Annotated in this window: 18 protein-coding genes, 1 tRNA gene and 1 pseudogene; 5 read left to right on the forward strand and 15 right to left on the reverse strand. The window is 71.5% G+C overall.

Annotation, left to right across the window (positions count from 1 at the left end; all coding sequences use genetic code 11):
• Nucleotides 1–5: 5 nt before the first annotated feature.
• On the forward strand, nt 6–194 hold the full coding sequence (locus ABTX60_RS25315) for a hypothetical protein (protein WP_352099289.1): 189 nt from the start codon (nt 6–8) through the stop codon (nt 192–194).
• Nucleotides 195–335: 141 nt separating this feature from the next.
• On the opposite strand, the gene ABTX60_RS25320 is transcribed toward ABTX60_RS25315, so the two are convergent.
• The 4 genes from ABTX60_RS25320 to ABTX60_RS25335 form a co-directional block, all read right to left on the reverse strand.
• Complete coding sequence (locus ABTX60_RS25320) at nt 336–782, reverse strand: type II toxin-antitoxin system PemK/MazF family toxin (protein ID WP_352099290.1); 447 nt, start codon at nt 780–782, stop codon at nt 336–338.
• A 42-nt stretch (nt 783–824) separates the two neighbouring features.
• Nucleotides 825–2,294, reverse strand: coding sequence for an SPFH domain-containing protein (locus tag ABTX60_RS25325; protein WP_352099316.1), 1,470 nt, complete (start codon nt 2,292–2,294; stop codon nt 825–827).
• Nucleotides 2,295–2,428: 134 nt separating this feature from the next.
• Entirely contained in the window at nt 2,429–2,647 is a 219-nt protein-coding gene (locus ABTX60_RS25330; RefSeq protein ID WP_229855994.1) for an NfeD C-terminal domain-containing protein, read from the reverse strand.
• Nucleotides 2,648–2,666: 19 nt separating this feature from the next.
• Nucleotides 2,667–4,094 carry an amidase gene (locus ABTX60_RS25335; protein ID WP_352099291.1) on the reverse strand — a complete coding sequence of 476 codons (1,428 nt, stop codon included), beginning with the start codon at nt 4,092–4,094 and terminating at the stop codon, nt 2,667–2,669.
• A 241-nt stretch (nt 4,095–4,335) separates the two neighbouring features.
• Between ABTX60_RS25335 and ABTX60_RS25340 the strand changes: the two genes are divergently transcribed.
• Nucleotides 4,336–5,724 carry a glycoside hydrolase family 43 protein gene (locus ABTX60_RS25340; protein ID WP_352099292.1) on the forward strand — a complete coding sequence of 463 codons (1,389 nt, stop codon included), beginning with the start codon at nt 4,336–4,338 and terminating at the stop codon, nt 5,722–5,724.
• 255 nt (nt 5,725–5,979) lie between these two features.
• Nucleotides 5,980–6,141 carry a hypothetical protein gene (locus ABTX60_RS25345; protein WP_352099293.1) on the forward strand — a complete coding sequence of 54 codons (162 nt, stop codon included), beginning with the start codon at nt 5,980–5,982 and terminating at the stop codon, nt 6,139–6,141.
• 76 nt (nt 6,142–6,217) lie between these two features.
• Here the strand turns inward: ABTX60_RS25345 and ABTX60_RS25350 are convergent, their stop codons facing one another.
• Nucleotides 6,218–7,357: a glutathione-independent formaldehyde dehydrogenase gene (locus tag ABTX60_RS25350; protein WP_351637183.1), complete on the reverse strand. Its 1,140-nt coding sequence runs from the start codon at nt 7,355–7,357 to the stop codon at nt 6,218–6,220.
• 210 nt (nt 7,358–7,567) lie between these two features.
• Here ABTX60_RS25350 and ABTX60_RS25355 point away from each other — a divergent pair, with 210 nt between their 5' ends.
• Entirely contained in the window at nt 7,568–7,753 is a 186-nt protein-coding gene (locus ABTX60_RS25355; protein WP_352099294.1) for a hypothetical protein, read from the forward strand.
• A 26-nt stretch (nt 7,754–7,779) separates the two neighbouring features.
• Here the strand turns inward: ABTX60_RS25355 and nrfD are convergent, their stop codons facing one another.
• The 6 genes from nrfD to ABTX60_RS25385 form a co-directional block, all read right to left on the reverse strand.
• Entirely contained in the window at nt 7,780–8,700 is a 921-nt protein-coding gene (gene nrfD / locus ABTX60_RS25360; protein ID WP_352099295.1) for an NrfD/PsrC family molybdoenzyme membrane anchor subunit, read from the reverse strand.
• Nucleotides 8,701–8,737: 37 nt separating this feature from the next.
• On the reverse strand, nt 8,738–9,643 hold the full coding sequence (locus ABTX60_RS25365) for a 4Fe-4S dicluster domain-containing protein (protein ID WP_352099296.1): 906 nt from the start codon (nt 9,641–9,643) through the stop codon (nt 8,738–8,740).
• On the reverse strand, nt 9,640–12,942 hold the full coding sequence (fdh, locus tag ABTX60_RS25370; protein WP_352099297.1) for a formate dehydrogenase: 3,303 nt from the start codon (nt 12,940–12,942) through the stop codon (nt 9,640–9,642). The genes ABTX60_RS25365 and fdh overlap by 4 nt, the downstream gene beginning before the upstream one ends.
• A 110-nt stretch (nt 12,943–13,052) precedes the next feature.
• Nucleotides 13,053–14,834, reverse strand: a complete 1,782-nt coding sequence (selB, locus tag ABTX60_RS25375) for a selenocysteine-specific translation elongation factor (protein WP_352099298.1) — start codon at nt 14,832–14,834, stop codon at nt 13,053–13,055.
• Nucleotides 14,825–16,246, reverse strand: coding sequence for an L-seryl-tRNA(Sec) selenium transferase (gene selA, locus ABTX60_RS25380; protein ID WP_352099299.1), 1,422 nt, complete (start codon nt 16,244–16,246; stop codon nt 14,825–14,827). Before selA ends, selB begins: the two co-directional genes overlap by 10 nt.
• Nucleotides 16,247–16,268: 22 nt before the next feature.
• Nucleotides 16,269–16,364 (reverse strand) — tRNA-Sec (locus ABTX60_RS25385).
• A 69-nt stretch (nt 16,365–16,433) separates the two neighbouring features.
• Here ABTX60_RS25385 and selD point away from each other — a divergent pair.
• On the forward strand, nt 16,434–17,468 hold the full coding sequence (selD, locus tag ABTX60_RS25390) for a selenide, water dikinase SelD (protein WP_502992387.1): 1,035 nt from the start codon (nt 16,434–16,436) through the stop codon (nt 17,466–17,468).
• A gap of 14 nt (nt 17,469–17,482) precedes the next feature.
• Here the strand turns inward: selD and ABTX60_RS25395 are convergent.
• From ABTX60_RS25395 to ABTX60_RS25410, 4 genes and pseudogenes are all read right to left on the reverse strand, one after another.
• Nucleotides 17,483–17,695 (reverse strand): annotated as a pseudogene (locus tag ABTX60_RS25395) (enterochelin esterase); the annotation flags it as partial.
• A gap of 345 nt (nt 17,696–18,040) precedes the next feature.
• A complete protein-coding gene (locus ABTX60_RS25400; RefSeq protein WP_352099301.1) occupies nt 18,041–19,891 on the reverse strand; it encodes a peroxidase family protein in 1,851 nt (616 codons plus the stop codon).
• On the reverse strand, nt 19,888–21,825 hold the full coding sequence (locus tag ABTX60_RS25405) for a GMC family oxidoreductase (RefSeq protein WP_352099302.1): 1,938 nt from the start codon (nt 21,823–21,825) through the stop codon (nt 19,888–19,890). The genes ABTX60_RS25400 and ABTX60_RS25405 overlap by 4 nt, the downstream gene beginning before the upstream one ends.
• Nucleotides 21,822–22,220, reverse strand: a complete 399-nt coding sequence (locus tag ABTX60_RS25410; RefSeq protein WP_352099303.1) for a hypothetical protein — start codon at nt 22,218–22,220, stop codon at nt 21,822–21,824. The genes ABTX60_RS25405 and ABTX60_RS25410 overlap by 4 nt, the downstream gene beginning before the upstream one ends.
• Nucleotides 22,221–22,320 lie beyond the last annotated feature (100 nt).

Genomic DNA, 22,320 nt, shown 5'->3' on the forward strand with positions numbered 1-22,320 from the left:
GCGGAGTGAGGCGACCCCGACCGAACGGCACTTGCCCCACCGGAAAGCTCCGCTACCGCGACCGCATCGCCGCCCTCCTCGCCCTCGGCCGCATCGACAACATCGACCCCCGCCGTGGCGAGAAACGGGCCTACCGATGCCCCCGCTGCCGTGGCTGGCACCTCACCAGCAAGCCACCGCAAGGCAACCGATGACCATGATCACGCGAAACCCCCACCCGATCCCCGGGTGGGGGCTTTCCGCTCTCCGCCTGCGCGGCTTCCTCGATCACCAGCGGCCCGGCCGCAGCGCCGCGACGAACCACCAACTGGAGGGGAATAAGGCGGACGTGGCGCTCAGCTCCAGCCGTAGCGTTCCTGCAGACGGCGCCTGACCAGGTTGAAGCGCATGCGGTCCAGGGCGCAGGCCTCCCGGCGCATGCCGTCCTCGTGCAGGCGCAGCACCCGGTCCACGTCGACCCACGAGTCCCGGCCCGTCCGGTCCCACGGCCCGCTGCCGATCGGCACCCACTCCCGGTCGCCGTCGTGCCGCTTGCTGGACAACTGCACGGCCAGGAACGTGCCGCCGGCCTCGCGGGCCACCACCAGCACCGGGCGGTCCTTGCCGCGCCCGTCGTTCTCCTCGAAGGGGACCCACGTCCAGACGATCTCCCCGGGGTCCGGGTCGCCGTCGTGGGCGGGGGAGTACTCCGTTTGGACCCGGCCCACCTGGCGGGGGTCGGCCTGGACCGTGGCGGAGGGGCCGTGACGGCCGGGGACGTTCTCGTCGGCAAACGTGCTCACGGGGGCACCTTAGAGGCTGCCCCCGAGAGCTCACCGCCCGGGTCACTTGTCGTCCATCGGTACCTTCTGGGCGTGCCCGTTGAGGGCGGAGGCGTCCTGCGGCGCCTGCCCGCTGTGATCCATCGACGCGAGCAGCTGACGGGCCAGGCCCAGCCCCGTGCCGCCCATGGTGAGCGCCTTGGCGAACAGATCCGCCATGCCGTCGGCGCCGTTCAGCAGCACCATGTTGTCGACGTTGCCGAACGCGGACGCGCCGGCCTTGACGATCTCCGGCCAGTTCTCGGCGAGTTGCTGCGCGACGACGGCCTCCTGGTTCTCCGCCAGGGCGGCGGCACGGGCCTTGATGGCCTCCGCCTCCGCGAGGCCCTTCGCCCGGGCCGCCTCGGCCTCGGCCAGCCCCCTGGCCTGGGCCGCCGCAGCCTCGGCCTCACCGGTGGCCCGGGTCGCCAGCGCGGCCGCCTCGCCCCGTGCCTTGGTCGCCTCCGCATCGGCGCCCGCGGCGGTCTTCACCCGGGTCGCCTCGGCGGCCGCAGCCAGTTCCGTCTCCTTCGCCTGCGCCTGGGCCGACGAGATGCGCGCGTCGCGGTCGGCCTCGGCCAGGGTGCGCGTCTCGTAGGCCGCCGCGTCGGCGGGTTTACGGACGTCCGCCTGGAGTTGCTGTTCGCGCCGGTGCGCCTCCAGCTCCGCCACCCGCGTCTCCTGGACGACGACCTCCTGCCGGGCCCCGGCCTCCGCGAGCGGTCCCGCCTGCCGGGCCTTGGCGGCCGCCTTGTCGCGCTCGGCCTGGTAACCGGCCTGGAGGATCTCGCTGTCCCGGGTCGCCTCCGCCATCCGCGCGAACGACTGCTGCTCGGCCTCGGTGGCCAGCCGGTTCGCCTCCGCCTGCGCGATCCGCGCGTCGCGCTGCACGGCCGCCGCGTGCGGCATGGCGAGGTTCTGGATGTATCCGGTCGGGTCCTCGATCTCGTGGATCTGCAGCGAGTCCACGATCAGGCCCAGCTTCTCCATCTCGGTACCGCAGGCGGCTCGCGTCTGCCCGGTGAGTTTCTCCCGGTCCCGGATCATGTCCTCGACCGTCAACCCGCCCACGATGGACCGCAGATGACCGGCGAAGACGTTGTGCACCCGCTCCGACATCAGCTTCTGCTGGTCGAGGAACCGGCGGGCCGCGTTCGCGATCGACACGAAGTCGTCGCCCACCTTGAAGATGACCACACCCCGCACCTTCAACGGAATGCCCTGGTGGGTCACGCAGTCCACCTGCAACTCGGTCTCGTTCAGGTCGAGCGAGAGCTTGCGCACCGCCTGCACCCCGGGCAGCACGAGCGTGCCGCGCCCGGTGACGATGCGGAATCCCATGCCCTCCTCGAGGCCCTCCGTGCGGTGCTTGGAGCCCGAGATGATCAGTGCCTCATTGGGTTCGGCGACCCGCCACATGAGTTTGAACAGACCGATCAGAACGAGGACGGCGGCAACCGCCACCCCCGCAACGACGCCGACGACCATCGGCATTCGCCCCCTCTGCATGGTGCCCTCTCGGCACCGAACGAAGGGGAGTGTGCTCCTCGGCGGAGCCCGGGTACAGACACCGGCGCATCCTTGGCCGAAGCTTGACGCGTGCGCCTCTCACCTGCGTCGCAGCGGGCTCAACTGTCGTACGCCGCCGTGACGTAGACGGTCCTGGGGGGCAGGTATTCGACCACCATCACGACCGTGCCCGTCTCGATACGGTCGGCCGCGGAAGCCGGGTGGGCGAGGAAGTGCTCCGCGCCGCCGCGCACCCGGACGATCACCTCGCCGACCAGCCCGGGCCCGATCGTTCCGGTCACCCGCCCCATGAGCCCGACCATCGACGCGTCCGCCATGAGGACAGCGTACGGTCGCTCAGGCGGCAGCGGAACGTGCCGTGACCGGCGGCGACGGCCACTTCTCCGACCAGCGCAGCTCCGCCTCCAGCTGCGCGGCCACCTGCACCAGGAGCGGCTCGCTGTTCGCCGGTCCCAGCAACTGCGCGCCGACCGGCAGCCCGTCCGGTGTGAAACCGGCGGGCACGTTGACCCCGGGCCACCCCAGTACGTTCCACGGCCAGGCGTACGGACACGCGGCGATCATCGCCCGGTCGGTGGCGAACCCGCTGAGTTCGAGCAGGGCCCCGATCCGGGGCGGCGGAGCGGCGGTCGTGGGCGCGAGGACGACGTCGTACGAGGTGAAGAAGCCGCCGATACGCCGGTGCAGCACGCTCTCCGCGCGCCGGGCCGCCCGCAGCGGGGCGCCGCCGAGCAGCCGGCCCAGCCGGGCCGCACCCCGGGTGCGCCGGTCCAGCAACGCCGGGAAGGGCGCCTCGCCCACGCGCTCGGCGATGCCGGCCGTGGCGCGCGGCACGAAGGTCAGCCCGATCTGCCCGTATGGCGGGTCCGCCTCCTCGACGATGTGCCCCGACGCGGCGAGCCGTTCGGCCAGTTCGACCACCCGGGTGCGGACCTCGGGCAGGAGCCGGGCGGGCACGGCCGTGAAGGGCGGCTTGAGGGAGAGCGCGATGCGCAGCCGTCCGGGGTCGCGGCCGACGGCCCGGGACACCTCGAGGGCCGGGGGCCGGTGCGGGTCCTGCGGGTGGTTGCCGCTCGCCGCGTCCAGCAGCAGGGCCGCGTCGGCGACCGTGCGGGCCAGGGTGCCGTTGACGGTGATGCCCTGGAAGGACTCGCCGCGCGGCCAGGTCGAGACACGGCCGCGCTGCGGCTTGATCCCGACCAGATGGGTCCAGGCGGCCGGGATCCGCACCGAGCCGGCACCGTCCGAGCCGAGCGCGGCGGGCACCAGCCCGGCGGCGACCGCGGCGGCCGACCCGCCCGAGGAACCGCCGGGCGTGTGGTCCGTGCTCCAGGGGTTGCGGGTCGCGCCGAAGGCGGGCCCCTCGGTGAAGGGCCACTGTCCGAACTCGCAGGTGTTGGTCTTGCCGATGATCACGGCTCCGGCGGCGCGCAGCCGCCGCACCGCCTCACCGTCCTCGGCGACCGGAGGGAACTCGCCACAGCAGCCGAACGCGGTCGGCTCACCGGCCACGTCCATGTCGTCCTTCACCGCGACGGGCACGCCGAGCAGCGGCTTGCGTGAGCCCTTCGAGGCCAGCTCCCGGTCCGCGGCGTCGGCTTCCGCGAGCGCGGCCTCGGCTCGGACGATCCGGAAGGCGTTCAGGCTCCCCTGGGTCGCCTCGATCCGGGCCAGCGTCCGCTCGGCCAGCGCCCGCGCCGTCACCTCGCCCTCGGCCAGCGCACGGGCGGTCTCCGCCAGGCCTTCGCAACGGTCGAGCGTCATACGGACACCTCCGGAAGCTGCTCCTCTACCGAACGGTAACGTCCGGCGGCCGGTGGCGTCATGCCGACGGCGGAAGTGGATGTTCACCCACCGGCCGCTTCCTCCTCACTGGGTGCGTCGGGCCCGGTTCAAACCATTGACCGCCCTCCGGCTCGCCCTTACCTTCTGAGCCCCCACGTCTGATCGGTTCGCCGAACCTGGTTCGGCATATCGAACCCTGGTGTTCAAGGGAGAGTCGCCCGTGACCCCACCCCCCGCCGCCCCGTCCCGCCGTACGCTGCTGCGCGCCCTGGCCGCCCTGCCAGCCTCGGCGGTCCTGCTCGGCGAATCCCCCGGACTGCTCGGCAGCGCCCTGGCCGCCGCACCCCCCAACGGCTCGGCCACCCGCTACACCATCGTGCCGTTCCTCAACAGCGACGACGGCACGGTCGACGTCTACCAGTCGGACGACGCCACGGACTTCCGGCTGCTGCGCTCCGCCGCGTACACCCCGCCCGCGAACCGGATCCGCGATGCCAGTGTCATCCGACACACCGACGGGTTCTACTACCTCACCTACACGACGCACACGTGGCAGGACCCCAGTACGACCATCGGCTTCGCCCGCAGCTCCGACCGCGTCAACTGGACGTTCCTCTACGACTACACCGTGCCGGTCGCGCGTCTCTCCCGCGCATGGGCGCCCGAGTGGTTCGTCGACGGCGACGGCAGCGTGAACGTCATCGTGTCCTGCTCCACCACGAACGACGAGTGGATCTTCACGCCGTACCTGCTGAGGGCGACGAACTCGGCGCTCACGGCATGGAGCGCGCCGGTCGCCCTCTCGGGCATCGGCGCCAACCACATCGACACGTTCATCGTGAAGATCGGCTCGACATACCACGCCTTCCCGAAGAACGAGACGACGAAGTACATCGAATACGCCATCGCCTCGCAGCTCACCGGTCCGTACACCATCCGCCGGACGGGTGACTGGGCGGGCTGGGGCAGCTACCGCGAGGGGCCGGCCCTGGTGCAGCTCGACAACGGCGGCTGGCGGATGTTCTTCGACGGCTACGGCGACGGCAACTACTACTACAGCGACAGCTACGACACCTTCGCCACCTGGTCGGCCCCGGCCGCACTGCCGGCGATCTCCGGTACGGCACGGCACTTCACGGTCGTCAAGGAGACGGTCGCGGGCGGCCCGGCCCTGGCCCGGAGCGGCACCCGCTCCTTCCGCTCGGTCAACTACCCCACCCGCTACTGGCAGCAGCGGTCCTCGCTGCTCGACCTGCCCGTGGTCAGCTCCTCCAGCACCACCGCCGAGAAGCGGTCCGCCACCTTCACGGTCGTCGCCGGCCTCGCCGACGGCAGCGGCTGCTCCTTCCGGGACGCGACCGGCGCCTACCTGCGCCACTGGGACTTCCGCGCCCGCTTCGACCCGAGCGACGGCACGAGCACCTTCGCCGAGGACGCCACATTCGTCCTCCGGGCCGGCACGGCCTCGGGCTCCGTCCGCTTCGAGTCGTACAACTACCCGGGCCGCTACCTGCGCCACTACGCCTATCAGCTCCGCGTGGACACCTCCGACGGAACGGACCGGTTCCGGCAGGACAGTTCGTTTGTGCCGGTGACGGCCTGGGCGTGACCTTGGGGCTGACTACGCTGCGTGGAACTCGGCATGTCGCCCTGCTCGGACAGGGGCTCACCGGCTGGTTGCCGTCGGTGCGCCTACTGGCGAGGCCACGGTTGTCCAGCTGGGCAGCTCCTCTCGCTTATGCGTCGGCGATGCGGCATGACCAGTCCTGGGCGAGACGCGGGCGTCCCTGGACACCAGACGGTCTACTGATGTTCCGCCGATCCAGCGGTCGGCCTCTTTGGGTAGGGGGAGCCTCTCATCGGCGTGGAAAACGACTGCGTCCTTGGTGGCGGAGGCTGTTTCGGCGCGGACCATGCGGCGCGGCTGGCGTTCGAGGTTCTCGCGGTTCAGAGCGTCGTCGCCGAGCACACGCACTGGAACCTCCTCGCCGCCGACGAGGACTACTGCATCGCGGTGGCGCGGTGACGGCCCGCACCGCCGCAAGGCCCCCTCGCTGTCGTGACCGACCTGGCGAGGGGGCCTCCTTTCATGCGGGGTGTCCTCACTCGTGCGGGTGGAGCACGACCTTGGTGTAGCCCTCGACCCGCTTGTCGAACTTCTCGTAGGCCGACGGCGCCTGGTCGAGGGGGAGTTCGTGCGACACCACGAAGCTGGGCGTCGCGCGGCCCTCGATGATCAGGTCACGCAGCTGGCGGTTGTAGCGCTTGACGTTGCACTGACCGGTGCCCATCCGCAGCCCCTTCTCGAAGGCGCGTCCGATGGAGACCAGCAGCATGCCCTGCTTGGCCTGCTCGTCCGGCCCGCCCGGGTCGCGCGGGACGTACAGTCCCGGTATGCCGAGGGCGCCCGTCGGCCGGACCGTCTCGACGAGGGAGTTCAGCACGATCGCCGGCTCCTCGCGGTCCGCCTCGTGCGCCTGGGCCTGGTAGCCGACGGCGTCGATGCCCTTGTCAGTGCCTTCTCCTCCGGTCTGTTCCTTGATCTGCTGCGCCGCGTCGCCCTCGGTGAAGTTGATCGGTACGGCGCCGATCTCCTCGGCCTTCTGCAGCCGCTCCGCGACCCGGTCGACCACGAACACCTTGCTCGCGCCGCGCACCATCGCCGAGTAGGCCGCCATCAGGCCGACAGGGCCACCGCCGTACACGGCGACACTCTCGCCGGGACGCACGTCGGCCAGTTCGTTGCCGTGATAGCCGGTCGGGAAGATGTCGGCGAGCAGGACGAAGTCGGTCTCCTTCTCGGTGCCCTCCGGCAACTTCAGACAGTTGAAGTCGGCGTACGGCACCCGTACGTACTCGGCTTGCCCGCCCACGAACGGGCCCATCGCGACATAGCCGTAGGCGCCGCCCGCGAAGCCCGGGTTCACCGTCACGCAGAAACCCGTGTAGCCGGCCGTGCAGTTCTTGCAGAAGCCGCATGCCACGTTGAAGGGCATGACCACCCGGTCCCCGCGGCTGAGCGACGTCACGCCCTCGCCGGCCTCCTCGATGACACCGAGGTTCTCGTGACCGAAGACTATGCCCGGCTCGGCGGCGGTACGGCCCTCGTACATGTGCAGATCCGAGCCACAGATCGCGGTGGACGTGACCCGTACGATCACGTCGTTCGGGTGCTGGATCCGGGGATCCTCCACCTGCTCGACCGCTACTTCGAACGGTCCCTTGTACACAACGGCCCTCATCCTTGAGCACCTCCACTGCCCGTGATGGACCGGTCACGCACTGGAGCGGCAGTGTCGGGAACCCGCTGCATTCACCGCGAGAAAGACCCCGGCCCGCAGCTCGGCCGGTCTTGTGTGGTATGCCTCATAGTCCAGACTGGTGCATGATGCGACGATTTGCACCCAGGGGCTTCTTTCGCCTGTTCGTGCTCTTCGGAAGGATCGACTGTCTTGTCACGACGTCTAGGCTCACTGCTCGTCCCGGTCTGTGGCCTTTCCGGCACCACATATCCGGTGGGAACCCGCGTGGCCATACGCGGCAACGGAGGATCCGTCGACGGCTTCGTCGACGGAGACTGGCTGCCGCTCGCCTGGTGGGAGTTCGCGGACATCCGGGAGGACTCCCGGGAGGGGTGATGCGGATGCCGACGGCCGCGCGTCCGTCAGGACTGCGCCGCACCGGGCCGCCGCTGCGGGAGCACCACGTACTTCGGGTCCTGAGCGGACGCGAGGCCGGCTTCGAAGACGCCGAAGCGCGTACACAGGCCCGCCACCAGGTACGCCGCGCCGGCCAGGGCCGATGCCACGGGGCTGCGGCGGCCGAGCAGTGAGAGCCCCGTCCCCACCGCGGTCAGGGACTTGCTCAGTTTCAGCAGCCGCCCCGGCCGGCCCGTGACGTACGGTTCGCCGGTCAGCCCGAGCCGCTGCTCCATCCTGCGCAGGGCGGCGAGCTCCATGCCGGCGCCCAGCAGTCCCATCCGGGTGGGGGGCCGGTGGTCGACGCCGGGCACGCACAGCGCGGCGCCCGCACCGCAGGCCAGCGCGCTGCCGCCGAAGACGAGGGGCAGCTCGGGATAGGCCTCGTGCCACGCCGGTACCGCGGTGTCGGCGAGCAGCACCGCGGTGTAGGTGCACATCGCCGGACCCAGCACGCCCGAACCGATCCCCGCCAGCCGGCCCGGCCGCGAGAACGTCCCGGTCAGCTCGGCGGCCGCCGAGGCGGTGGCCAGCGCGGAGAACGGCCCGATGATCCAGGATCCCACCGACAGCGGAGAGGTCGGTTTGAAGACCCTGAGCATGTTGAGGAAGCGCTCGGGTCGGCCGAGGTCGTGGATCAGCGCGGCCACGCTGGCGAGCGCACCCACCGCGGCCACACTCCGGCCCACCCTTGCCAGCTCCGGGCGCGAGGTCAGGTCGGCGAAAACCGCCATGGTCGCCGAGGCGCCCGCCGTCCCGCCCAGGAACAGGTAGCCCGGCACGTCCGGCACCTTCCACGTGGGACGCTTCAGGATCGGACGGCCGTAGTAGGAACGGAACTCCGCCTCAGGAACCACGGTGCCCTCCCGGCGGCCATGTCGCGTCACGGCATCCTCCTCTCCTCTGGCTCCCCCCACCTCACGGTCACCGGCGCCGCCCGGCGAAGGACAGTGCCACGCTCGCCGCCACGCCGAGTGCCGCCACCGCCGCGTGCCGCCACATCGACGGCAGGTCACGGGTGGTGACCACCGGGTCCGGCGGCAGTCCGTACACCTCCGGCTCGTCCAGCAGCAGGAAGAACGCCCCGTCACCGCCCACGCCGTCCTGCGGGTCCCGGCCGTACAGCCGCGCCTCGGGCACGCCGCGTCCGTGCAGCTGGGCCACGCGCTGATCGGCCCGCTCGCGCAGCTCTTCCAGCGGGCCGAACTGGATCGAATCGGTCGGGCAGGCCTGGGCACAGGCCGGTTCCTGGCCGGCGCCGAGACGGTCGTAGCAGAGCGTGCACTTGAACGCCCGGCCGTCACCGGGCCGGAGGTCGAGCACTCCGTACGGGCAGGCGGTCACGCAGTAGCCGCAGCCGTTGCAGATGTCCTCCTGCACCACGACGGTGCCGAACTCGGTGCGGAACAACGACCCGGTGGGACACACGTCCAGGCAGGCCGCGTGGGTGCAGTGCTTGCACACGTCGCTCGCCATCAGCCAGCGCATCCCGCCCTCGCCGGGCGTGTCCGGCTCCGGCGGGCCGAGTGCCGGCATCCCCAGGTCGACCGGCTGCCGGGCGGGCACCTTCTGCTCGATGAACGCCACATGCCGCCACGTGTCGGCCGACAGTGCGCCCGTGTTGTCGAACGAGTCCCCGAGCAGATCCGGACCGTCCGGCTCGGGCGGGAGGAGATTCCACTCCTTGCACGCCACCTGGCACGCCTTGCAGCCGATGCAGACCGAGGTGTCGGTGAAGAACCCCATCCGGGGCGGATGCGACTCCGGGTAGCCGGCGTCCGAGCTGGGGTCGGCCAGCGGGCCGGACAAGCGGTTGGCGTCGGTCGTCATGGCTGCGTGTCTCCTCCCGCACCGGGGTCTGCGTCCTTTGAGGTGCCCGGCGGCCGGGCCTCCTCGGGGAGACCGGCGCGCTGCCGGTAGCGCGCCACGTAATCCAGCAGTTCCGGACCGCGAGGGCGCCGGCCCGGACGGATGTCGCAGGTCGCCGCCTTGGATTCCTGGATGTGCACGTTCGGGTCGAGTACCACGGCAAGCAGTTCGTTCGCCGCGTCACCGGTGGACAGGCCGTTGGGGCCCCAGTGGTACGGAAGGCCCACCTGGTGGATGGCCCGGCCCCGGACCCGCAGCGGCTTGATCCGGTCTGTCACCAGCACTCTCGCCTCGATCGCCGTGCGCGCCGTGACGATGGTGGCCCAGCCCCGGTGCTCCAGGCCTCGTTCCGCCGCCAGTTCGGGGGAGACCTCGCAGAAGAACTCCGGCTGGAGCTCGGCCAGGTAGGGCAGGGTACGGCTCATGCCTCCGGCGGTGTGGTGCTCGGTGAGCCGGTACGTGGTGAACACGTAGGGGAACACCTCGCTGCGGCTGGGGTTGTAGCGGTTGTCCCGGCGGTCGTACGCCTGGAGCGTCGGGTTGGTCTGCTGCCGGTACAGCGGGTTGTCCACCGGTGACTCGAACGGCTCGTAGTGCACGGGCAGCGGGCCGTCGGCCAGGCCGGCCGGGGCGAACAGCCAGGCTCGCCCGTCGCTCTGCATGATGAAGGGATCGGTGCCGGCCAGCGCTGCCTGGGCCCGGGCCTCCGGCGGCGGCCGGTAGTCCGGCGGCTTGTCGGCCTCGAAGTCCGGGACGTCTTCGCCGGTCCACCGGCGCTGCTCGGCGTCCCACCACACATAGCGCTTGCGGTCGCTCCAGGGCCTGCCCTCCGGGTCGGCCGATGCCCGGTTGTAGAGGATGCGGCGGTTGGCGGGCCACGCCCAGGCCCATTCGGCGGCGACCCAGCTCTGTTCGCCGCGTGGCCGGCGGTTGGCCGCCTGGTTGTGTCCTCCGGCACGGATCCCGCAGTAGATCCAGGTTCCGCAGGAGGTGGAGCCGTCGTCCCTCAGCTGGGTGGAGGTCGACAGGGGGCCGTCGGGTCCGTAACCGTTGATCTCGGCGAGCACCGCGTCGGCGCTCGGTTCGTCCAGTGGTCCCTCGGTGGGGTAGTCCCAGGTCAGGGCGAGCAGCGGGCGGTCGCGCGGATCGGTGGAGCGGGCGAGCTTCGCGCGGATGATGCGGCCTAGGTGGTAGTAGAACCACAGGTCGCTGCGCGCGTCGCCCGGCGGTTCGACGGCCGCGTGGTGCCACTGCACCAGCCGCTGCGTGTTGGTGAAACTGCCGTCCTTCTCCGTGTGGGCGGCGGCCGGCATGAAGAACACCTCGGTCGGGATCTCCTCGGTGCGCAGCTCACCGGTCTCGATCTCCGGGCCGTCCTTCCAGAACGTCGCGCTCTCGATGAGCCGCAGGTCCCGCACCACGAGCCAGTCCAGGTTGGCCATGCCGAGCCGTTGCAGCTTGGCGTTGGCGGAGCCGACCGCCGGGTTCTCCCCGACGAGGAAGTAGCCCTTGCACTCTCCGGCCATCTGATTGAGCACCGTCTGATAGGAGCCGTGGTCCCCGGTGAGGCGCGGCAGCCAGTCGAAGCGGAAGTCGTTCTCGGCGGTGGCCGCCTCGCCCCACCAGGCCTTGAGCAGGCTGACGACATACGCGCGCATATTGCCCCAGAAGCCCGTCGTCGCGGCGTCGGCGGCCACGAATCCGTCCAGGTCCTGGTGCTGGTGCGCGTGCGGCATGGGGATGTAGCCGGGCAGCAGGTCGAACAGTGTGGGGATGTCCGTGGAGCCCTGGATGCTGGCATGCCCGCGCAGGGCGAGGATGCCGCCCCCCGGCCTGCCGATGTTGCCCAGCAGCGCCTGCAGGATGGACGCGGTGCGAATGTACTGGGCGCCCACCGTGTGCTGGGTCCAGCCGACCGAGTAGCACAGCGCGGTGGTGCGCTCGCGGCCCGAGTTGGCGGTGATCGCCTCGGCCACCTTCTCGAAAAGCTCTCGCGGAACGCCGCAGACGTCCTCGACCATCTCCGGTGTGTAGCGGGAGAAGTGCCGCTTGAGCACCTGGTAGACACACCGCGGGTGCCGCAGCGTCGGGTCCGTCCTCGGCTTGGTCCCCAGACCGGGGCCGCCGCTGCCGTAGCTCTCGGAGCGGGCGGTCTCCCGGTGTTCCGCGCCGCCGTGCTGCTCGGTCGTCCGCATGTCGTCACGCGCCGCCCAGCGTTCCCGGGCACCGGCGGCCGCCGCATGGTCCGCGCCCTCGTACATCCACGTCGTGGGGTCGTAGAAACCGCCGTCCGGATCGAACCCGGAGAACAGCCCGTCCAGGTCCTCGGCACCGGCGAAGTCCTCCCGCAGGATCGCCGCCGCGTTGGTGTACGCCACCACGTACTCGCGGAAGTCCTTCCCGTTGGTCAACACGTGGTTGACCAGGGCGCCGAGGAACGCGATGTCCGTCCCGGGCCGCAGCGGCACGTACAGGTCCGCCAGCGCGCTGGTCCGCGTGAACCTGGGGTCGACGTGAATGATCGTCGCGCCCCGCTGCTTGGCCTCCATCACCCACTGGAAGCCGACCGGATGGCACTCGGCCATGTTCGAGCCCTCGATGAGGATGCAGTCCGCGTTGGCGAGATCCTGCTGGAACGTCGTGGCTCCGCCACGGCCGAACGAGGTTCCCAGACCGGGAACGGTGGAGGAGTGTCAAATGCGGGCCTGGTTCTCGATCTGGATCGCTCCCAGCGCCGTGTAGAGCTTCTTCATCAAGTAGTTCTCTTCGTTGTCCAGCGTCGCTCCGCCGAGACTGGCGATGCCGAGCGTGCGCCGGACCGGGACGCCGTGGAAGGACTCCTGCCAGGTCTGCCGACGGGTGTCGATGACCCGGTCGGCGATCATGTCCATGGCCCGGTCGAGCGGGAGCCGCTCCCACTCCGTGCCGTGCCCACGGCGGTGGAGCACTGTGTGGACCCGGTCGGGGCCCGTCACCAGTTGCTTGCTCGCCGACCCCTTCGGGCACAACCGGCCCCGCGAGACCGGAGAGTCGGGGTCGCCTTCGATCTGGACGACTTCCTCGTCCTTCACGTAGACGCGCTGGCCGCAGCCGACGGCGCAGTACGGGCACACGGAGCGGACGACCCGGTCGGCCTGCTGGGTGCGGGCGCGCAGCTGCTCGGTACGGGGGGAGCGCGCGGCCGCCCCCCGGCCGAGGTCGTCTCCACTGGCGAGCTGCCGGTACACCGGCCAGCCCTCGATCCACTGCCGCAGGCCCATGGCGATCTCCCGCCTCGCGCGGTACTCCGCCCGACCAACGTAACGCCCGGTGCCCAGGGACGCATGCGGTGCCACTCGTTCCCCTGCCCGGGGCCGTGTCCCGTCGCAGGTCACAGGGGTAGGCCGGCGCGCACCCGGCGAGTGCTGTCCGGGAGCCGCTCGGTGATCCCCTGACGGTCCAGCAGCTCCAGCAGCGGCACCGCCACCCGCCGCGTGGTGCCGAGGGCCTGGCGGGCCTGGCTGAGGGTGAACGGCTGGCTGAGCCCGGAGAGGAGCTCACCGGCCCGCCGCTCGCACCCGGGGAGGAGAAAGACACCGTCGGTCACCTTGAGCAGGCGACCGGCGCGCACCGCCGCGGCCAGCTCCCTGGCGCCGAGCCGCAGCGCCGTCAGCCGGCCGGCGTCCGGCGCCGCGAACGGAGTCCGGCTCAACTCGGCGGCCAGCTCGTCCACCGCCGCCTCGACCGATACGGGCAGTACCGCGCGCTGACCGGGCGCGCAGACCCGCCCGTCCACCACCACGAGCGAGGCGGCCTCGGCGAGCAGGTTCACGACCCCCGTCCCGGGCAGCCGCAGCCGTTGCCGCACGGCGTCCACCGGGACGCCGGGCTCCAGCGGGTGGTCGCCGCGCCAGCCGTCGACCAGCCGGCACAGTTCGCCGGTCAGCTCACGCCACACCCCGGGGTGTACGCGCCAGCCGTCGCCGACCGGCCGGCCCACCACCGGCAGTCCCATCGCGCGCAGTTCCCCCGCGGTGACGAACCCCCGGCGACGCAGCACCGAGTCAGCCACCGGCAGCCGCCGCGGCCCGGCCAGGGCGGCCAGCTCCTCGCCGCGCCGCCGTGCCGCCCCCCGGCGGACCAACTCGGGCGGGCACACGTCGAGCACGTCGACACCGGCCGCGACTCGATGCCGTCCCGCGTCGCGCAGCAACGCCCGGTCACCGATGCGCAGCGGCAACGGCCGGGCCAGCCGGAGCCGGGCGGTGTCCGGGCCCAGGGGCCTGACCCGGACGGGGACCGCTGCGGATCCGATGTGCAGCACGAGCTCGCGGGGCAGCTGGCCGGTGTCGTCCCCACGCAGTGCCACGTCGGCCTCGCCCGCGGCCAGCCACCTGTCCGGCGTGAGCAGAGCGTCGCCGCGGGTGAGGGCGTCGCGTTCGATACCGCGCAGGTTGACCGCGGCCCGGGCGACCGCGCGTACCGTGCCGGCGTCCTGGCCCAGGGTCTGCAAGCCTCGTACCCGCGCTGCCGTACCGGAGGAGGCGAGCACCAACCGGTCACCCACCCGCAGGGTCCCGGCCGTCAGGGTGCCGGTGACCACGGTGCCGGCGCCGGTGATGCTGAAGGAACGGTCCACCCACAGCCGGACGTCGGCCTCGGGATCGGCCGGCGGCAACGCACCGACCAACCGGGCCAGAGCGGCGCGCAGCCGGTCCAGGCCCTCGCCGGTCCGCCCGCTCACCGTCACCGAGTCGACCCGCCCGAGGCCGGTGCGGGCGACCCGGGCGAGAGCCTGGTCCCTGGCCGGCTCCGGGTCCGCCAGGTCACATCGGGTGACGGCGAGCAGCCCGTGCCGGACGCCCAGCGCGTCCAGCGCCTGGAGGTGCTCGGTGGACTGCGGCATCCACCCCTCGTCGGCGGCCACCACGAACAGCACGGCGGGGACCGGGCCGACACCCGCGAGCATGTTGGGCACGAACCGTTCGTGACCGGGCACGTCGACGAACGCGACCTGCTCGCCGCCCGGCAGGGTGGTCCAGCCGAAGCCCAGGTCGATGGTCAGGCCGCGGTCGCGCTCCTCCGCCCAGCGGTCGGGCTCCATTCCGGTGAGCAGCCGGACCAGGGTGGACTTGCCGTGGTCGACATGGCCGGCGGTGGCGATCACGTGCACTGCGGGTCGCCTCCGTCGCCGCTCCGGTGGATCGCGGGGCCGGTCCGGCCCCCTTGCCCGCGGCTCCCGTCGTCGATCCGGCCGTCGCTGCTCTCCGGCCGGTTCTCCGACGGCCGCGCCGACCGGTGAGCCGCGAGCACCGCGCCCAGCAGGGCGCCGTCCTCGGCCTCGGGGACGGTACGCAGGTCCAGCAGGCACCGGCCGTGTTCCACCCGGCCCACCACCGCGACCGTGCCGGTGCGCATGAGGCGGCCGAACTCCTCGGGCAGGCCGACAGCGACGCTGGGCAGCCGTACTCCCGGTGCTCCGCCCCCTCCCACGGCCGCGGCGGTGTGCACGACCCCGGCCCGGACGTGCTCGTCCCGCAGTCGCCGCACCAGCGCGGACGCGCGGTCGTACAGGGCGCTCTCGGTGGTGGCGAGTGCGACGCGCACCGGCGGCTCCGGGCCGCGCAACGTGGCCTCCAGCGCGGCGAGGGTCAGCTTGTCCACTCGCAGCGCACGCGCCGCCGGATGCCGCCGCAGCCGCTCGACGATCTCGGCATCGCCGAGCAGCAGACCGGCCTGCGGGCCGCCGAGCAGCTTGTCCCCGCTGGCGGTCACCAACGCGGCACCCGCCCGCAGGGCCGTGGCGGCGTCCGGTTCTTCGGGGAGCAGCGGATGCGGCGCCAGCAGACCGGAACCGATGTCCACGATCACCGGTGGTCCGAGCGCCGCCAGTTCGGCGACACCGGCGGCGGCCGTGAAGCCGGTCACCCGGTAGTTGGACGTGTGCACCTTGAGCAGGAACGCGGTGTCGGGACCGAGAACCTCGGCGTAGTCCCGCACCCGGGTGCGATTGGTGGTGCCCACCTCGCGCAGTCGGGCGCCGGTGCTCGCCAGCAGTTCGGGGATGCGGAAGCCGTCACCGATCTCGACCAGCTCGCCGCGGCTGATCACGATCTCCCGGTCGCCGGCCAGCGCGATGGCGCACAGCAGCAGAGCGGCCGCGTTGTTGTTCACCACATGCACCGCCCCGGCGTCCGGCACGGCCTCGGACAGCGCGGCCGTCACCCCTCGCCCGCGTCGGGCCCGGCGGCCCGCCACCAGATCGAACTCGACGTCGGTGCAGCCGGCCGTGGCCCGCACCGCGTCCTGGGCGGCGTCCGACAGGGGCGCCCGGCCGAGGTTGGTGTGCACCAGCACGCCGGTGGCGTTGATCACCGGTCGAAGGCTTCCTACCCGCTCCGGAAGGCTCTCCACGGCCATATCGGCCACGTCCTCCGGGGCGATCTCACCCGCTCTGGCCCTGTGCTGCGCCCGGGTGATGGCCGCCTTCACCAGCGGGCGTCCCAGCGTCCGCGTCGCCCTGGCCAGCCGCGGCTCGGCCAGCAGGGCGTCGGTGCTGGGGATGCGGCGCCGGGGATCGCTCACCGCAGCACCTCCCGGACCGGGGTGGCGGAGGCGGACGGGAATCGAACCCGCCGACGGCAGCTCCTGCCGTCCGAACGGTTTTGAAGACCGCGCCGGTCACCAGGCCGGATACGCCTCCTCGTACCACTCGGTCATCTCACCTCGCGGTCCGTTTCGCAAACGCGCCGGAGGAATGCCAACCCGCACGATGGGCACCCCGGTGGCTGTGAGCACCACGAGTTCCGGGAACCGCATCCGGCTCACCCAGTACGCGCACGGCGGCGGCTGCGCCTGCAAGATCCCGCCCGGCGAGCTGGAGGAGGTGCTGCGCGGCCTGGGCGACGGCGTGCCGGTCCGCGATCCCGCCGGTGAACTGGTCGTCGGGCTCGACGAGGGCGACGACGCCACGGTGGTGCGGCTGCACGATGGCCTGGCGGTGCTGGCTACCACCGACTTCTTCACACCGGTGGTCGACGACCCGTACGACTGGGGGCGGATCGCCGCGGCGAACGCCCTGTCGGATGTCTACGCCACCGGCGGGCGCCCGCTGGTCGCGCTGAACCTGCTGGCCTGGCCGCGGGGAGTACTGCCCTTCGAGCTGGCCCGACAGGTGCTGCGCGGGGGTCTGGAGGTGGCGGCGGAGGCCGGCTGTCATGTGGCGGGCGGCCACAGCGTGGACGATCCGGAACCCAAGTACGGAATGGCCGTGACCGGCGTGGTCGACCCCGACCGCGTCCTGCGCGGTGACGCCGGTGAACCCGGGGCGCCGCTGTCGCTGAGCAAACCGCTCGGCACAGGCGTACTCAACTCCAAGCACAAGGCCACCGGCGAGGTGTTCCCGCACGCCGTGGCGGCCATGACCCGGCTCAACCGGGAGGCCGCCGAGGCGGCACTGGCCGCCGGTGTCACCTGCGCGACCGACGTCACCGGCTTCGGGCTGCTCGGCCATGCCTACAAGCTGGCCCGGGCGAGCGGAGTCACCGCGGTGATCGACTCCGCCGCGGTGCCCTACCTCGACGGCGCCCGCCAGGCCCTGCGCGAGGGCCATGTCAGCGGCGGCACCCGGCGCAACCTGGAGTGGGTGCGCGCCCACAGTGACCTCTCCGCGGTGACCGAGGAGGAGGCGCTGCTGCTCGCCGACGCGCAGACCTCCGGCGGGCTGCTGGTGGCCGGCGAGATCCCGGGTGCGCCGGTCGTGGGGGAACTGACGCCCCGCGGAAACCACGTCCTGGTGGTGCGCTGATGAGCCGGTGAGGTTCAGGCGAGGGCCCAGGCGAGGTCCCTGAGCAGGGCGTGCCGCCAGCCCGCCCGGCCGTGGCCGGAGGCCGACCGCGAGACGCGTACGGTCGCACCGGCCTGTTCGGTCAGGGATTCGGTCAGTTCACAGTGGGGCAGCATCCGTCTCTCGTGCTCCCCGACGTCGAACGCGACTCGCAGACCGGACAGCCCGGGGTGTTCCCGCCCGCGGGCCTCCCTGACCTGATGTGGGCACGTGCCAGGGGTGTCATGGTTCCCGTCACGGTGACCTTCCGGGATCTGCGGGACTTCATGGACGCTGTCCTGATCGCCGCCGGCGATCCACCTCGCAGTGTGCAGGCTCGGATGAGGCACTGGACGCTCGCCGTGAGCTGGCCGCTGCCATTGTGCACGCGATGTGCACGCGGTCCTGCGCGATGGGGCTACCACGCAGGTCAGCGCGGTGCCGAGAAGCGTCAGGACGTTCCCGGCAGGACAGCTCGTTCCTGCCGGTGACGGTTTGGGCCTGACCTGCACCCTTGCTGACCGTGCGCTGCATGTGCCGTCCCCGCTTCCGCCTCACTCCCGCCCGGCGATATTCCAGGGTGAGAAGGCGTTCTTCACTCCGGCCAGTGCGGTCCGCAGATCCGGGTGGTGGCGCAGCAGTACGGTCCCCATGGTGTTTTCGTCGATCCAGCGCAGCCCGGCCTTCGAATAGACCTCGGGCGTGTAGTACTCGGTGAAGAACCGATCGCTGTTGAGCCGGCGCGAGGCCATGAGGATGAAGATGCGGAACGCGGTGTCGCTGAAGGCGAACCCGGCGGGGAGTTTCTCCGCGTACAGGCCCACGGTCAGGTCCACCTTCTCGATGTCGCCCCCGTAGACCCGCTTGATCTGCGAGGCCCAGTCCCGGTTCTCGGTGAGCTCCTCGAAACTCGCGGCGGGCTTCAGGCGCAGCAGTCGGCGGAACTCGTTGTAGCGGGGGACACCGAGTTCCCTGCTGCGCAGGATGTCCGTGGCCGCGAGGTCCTGCAGGTGACCGTCCGGCCGCTCGAACTCCTGCAGGAACTTCGGGAAGTTGTGCATGGTGACCAGGCCCGGGTGCAGCGTGCCGAAGCTGTAGAGCAGGTCACCCATGGGGATGGTGTCCAGGACCTTCAGCACCTCGGGACCGGCGAGATCGCGGAAGGTGGCCTCCCGCAGCGTCGCGTCGTCGGCCGCGGCCCGCAGATGCCAGTCGTCGCGGACCAACGGGTGCATACGGTAGACGGCGACGAACTCCTCGGTGAGCGTGTACGGCACGCCGTAGTGGTCGGTCTCGGCACCGGGGATGCCGCTGATCACCTCGGAGTCGCTGATCCGTCCGAAGAGGTTGTGCGCGCGCTCGCCGGCGAGCCCCCACCAGTTGGTGCGCAGCGCGGTGACGGTGGTCGGGTGACTGATGACTGCCGGGGTCCACTCCACCGTGTGGATCTTGGCGAGGAGGGCGGCGTTGACCAGCCTGGCGCGCTGGAAGAGCTCCTCGTCGTCCCAGCCGGGGTACTGCGTGTGGAGGTGGTCGCAGATGGCGTTGTGCTCTTTGGCGAACAGCGTCTGCATCATCGCGAGCCCCAGCCAGAAGCCGGGCACGCGGGAGGGGTCGCGGTCCGGGTCGGACGGGAAGGGTGTCCCGTCGTCGCCCCACAGACGCAGCTTGCCGTTCTCCCCGGTGCGCAGGGCACGCTGCTCCTCCTCGCTCGACCCGTAGATCTGGGAGGCGTCCCACCAGTGCGAGGAGACGTTGACGCGCGTGTCGGGGGTGCCGGCCGGGGCCTGCGGGTCGCGTGTGGGGTCGTCGGGGGTGCGCATGATCTGCATGGGGCGTTCGGGCCACGGGTCGTCGTCGCGCAGAGGGATGGTCCACGGCCGCTCCGCGGGGCTTGTGCCGTGGCTGAACCAGTCGCGCACCATGAACTGCAGCCAGGCCGCCACGAGGGAGTTCACCGTCTCGGCGGGGATGAACTCTTCCCGGGTGAGCAGTTCGCGGCTGACCACGCGCGGGTCGGGCGAGGAGAGCACGTCCGCGGCCGAGACCGGAGGGATCCGCTCCAGCGGGATGTTGCGGCCGAAGCGGGTGCCGGCCATGCCCATCCGCGGCTGGTCGAGGTCGTTGTAACTGCCGTCGGCCGTCCGGTTGACCAGGTATGACCTGCCGTTCCCCGGTGCCGGCTCGGGAACGTTCACCGCGGGGATCGTGTTGGTGTCGTGCAGGTTCTCCTGCCGCAGCTTCACCCGCAGCCCGAGCAGGGTGCCGAGTCCGAGCGGGACGGGCAGTCTGTCCCAGCCGATCCTGCGGTCCAGGAACTCGGAGACGCCGGTGACGACACGCCAGGGCAGTGTGCGTCGGTAGCCAGACCTCGCGTTGCGGATGGGCGGTCGCTTGTCGGTCATCGGATCCTCCTGGCAGACGGTTCGACGGTGCTTGTGACGCTGGGTGGCGGGGCTTCGGCGAGGATCACGTCACCGGCCTTCTCGCTGATCATGTAGATCGGAGTGGCGACGAAGAATCCGGGAATTCGGGGGAAGACGGAGGCGTCCACGACGCGCAACCGCTGCACGCCGCAGACCCGGAACCGGCTGTCGACGACGGAGGCGGGATCGTCGGGACGCCCCATCGGGCAGGTGCAGGACGCATGGTGGCCCCACGCCTCGTCCCGCACCCAGCGGCGGATCTGCTCGCGGGTGCGGACCCCCTCGCCGGGCCACAGCTCCTTCTTGATCACGTCTCCGGCGCGGCGGTTCATGCCGCGCACGAATTCGACGGCGTCGACCATCGCGTCGAGGTCCGCGCCCGCCTTGTCGGTGCCCTCCGCGAAGTAGTGGAAGTTCACGTGCGGGGTGTCCAGGGGATCGGCCGACCTCAGGCGCACCCGTCCTCCTGTGTTCCGTGTCCCGGCCTTCAGGACCGCCCAGGTGAAGCGGTCCTTGTGCAGCAGCCCGTCCCGGGAGTAGCCGGGGTAGTAGCCGCGGAAGTCGGCGGGCAGCCCGAAGACGAACAGGTCCGGTGCGTCCAGATCGGCACGGGACTTGCGGGTGATGCCGACGACGGCTCCGTTCGTGGTGTAGAGCCCCTTGCCGCGCTGCCAGTCGCGATAGCAGCGGTCGGGTGGCGTGCCGGGCTCGGGCGCGTGGAAGGAGCAGCCTCTGATGATCGGGAACTCCCGGGCCATCTCGCTGACCACGCCGACCTCATAGCGGTCCTGGAGGTTCCGGCCGACGCCCTGCAGGTCGACGCGCACCGGGATGCCATGCCGCTCCAGCTCGTCGCGCGGGCCGATCCCGGACAGCATCAGCAGCTGCGGTGTGTTGAAGGCACCAGCGGCCAGGATCACCTCCCGCCCGGCCAGCACCAGCTGCGGCGACGGCAGGTGCGGGTCCCCGTCGGCCGCGGGATCGGCCCGGTAGGCGTGCTCGCGGGCGAGGTACTCGACGCCGACCGCCGCCTGGTTCTCGTCCAGCACGACTCGGGTCACCAGCACGTGCGGCCGTACGACGAGCCGGTCGGGGTACCTCTCGCGTACGGCCCCGACCCGCTCGCGTACAGCACTGCGCCGCCCGTCGGCTGTGACGGACATGGGAATCTGCCACAGGCCTTCGAGCGCATCGGTCTGCACACGCCAGTCATTGGGGTCGACCAACGCGCCCAGGCCCTCCAGAGGCGACAGCGGCCTCCCGAGGAAATCGGCGAGCTCGCCCTCCGCCGCGTTCAGTACGACCTTCAGCAGCTGCTTGTCCTGAATGATCAGCCCGGGGTCGGCGAGCCGTGTGGGCAGCCAGCCGTCGAAGCCGTGCCTCGACCCGTTGACGTACCGCCCGGAGACGAACGGCAGCGCCCGCAGCAACGCCGCCAGCAGCCGGTTGGACGGCAGCGTCCTGGGACGCCGCCGGTACTCGCAGCGCTCCAGCCGCTCGAAGTAGGCGCGCATCGACGCGCTGCTCCAGGAGTCGTCCCCGGTCGCCCGGGCGATCCGGTCCCAGTCCGCGTTGTACGGGTAGACGGTGATCAGCGCGTGATGGGCGGAGCAGCCGCCGATCGCCCCGGCCCGCGGGTAGAGGATTCCCTTGCCGGGGACGGCCTTGGTGTCCCGCTGGTGCTGTTCCTCGTCCGCGTAGTGGCGCACGAAGTAGTCCCAGCGCTGCACGGGGTCCTCGGTGGCGTCGGGGTGGAAGGCGGGCACGAGATAGTTGTCGTTGGTGTGTTCGCCGCCCGCGTCAAGGAGCAGGACCCGCATGCCGGCCTCGGCGAGGCGGGCGGCGAGCGGGCCGCCACCGGCCCCCGCCCCCACCACGACGTAGTCGAACCCCTCCACGGCGGTCGCCGTCACGTCTTCTCCTGGCCGCCGGTCAGGGCACTGACGGCCAGCGCCGTGTTGACGGCGGAGATCAGGGTGGTCAGGGCAGCGGTGCGGGGCGCCAGATGGCCGCGCAGTCCGAGCATGGCCGCAGTGACCGTGTCGCTGCCATGGATGAGCACACCCTCCCGCAGGTCCTGCGTGAGGCGCTCGCCGCGGCTGGTGAGCAGGTCGAGGCCGAGCAGGACGGTGCGGATGCCGAAGAGCCGGAAGGCGTAGACGGCGGCGGGGTTGGGCTCGGAGTCCCGGTCCAGTCTCTGGATGAGGAGCGTGGGGGCGAGCAGACCTGCGGCCCCGTTGAAGAGCCGGATGCCGGCCAGCCCGAGAACCGCCGCCGAACGAACTTTGGCGACACGCTTTCCTGTCATGGTGTTCTCCTTGTAAGGGACTACGGGGCGGCACAGCTCACCCAGGTAGTTGTCCCTGCCGGACGCGTCGCGACAACGGCCACCTGCGAGAACCACCCGC

This window comes from Streptomyces sp. NPDC126510 (assembly GCF_040302345.1).
In the GTDB taxonomy this organism is placed as follows: Bacteria; Actinomycetota; Actinomycetes; order Streptomycetales; family Streptomycetaceae; genus Streptomyces.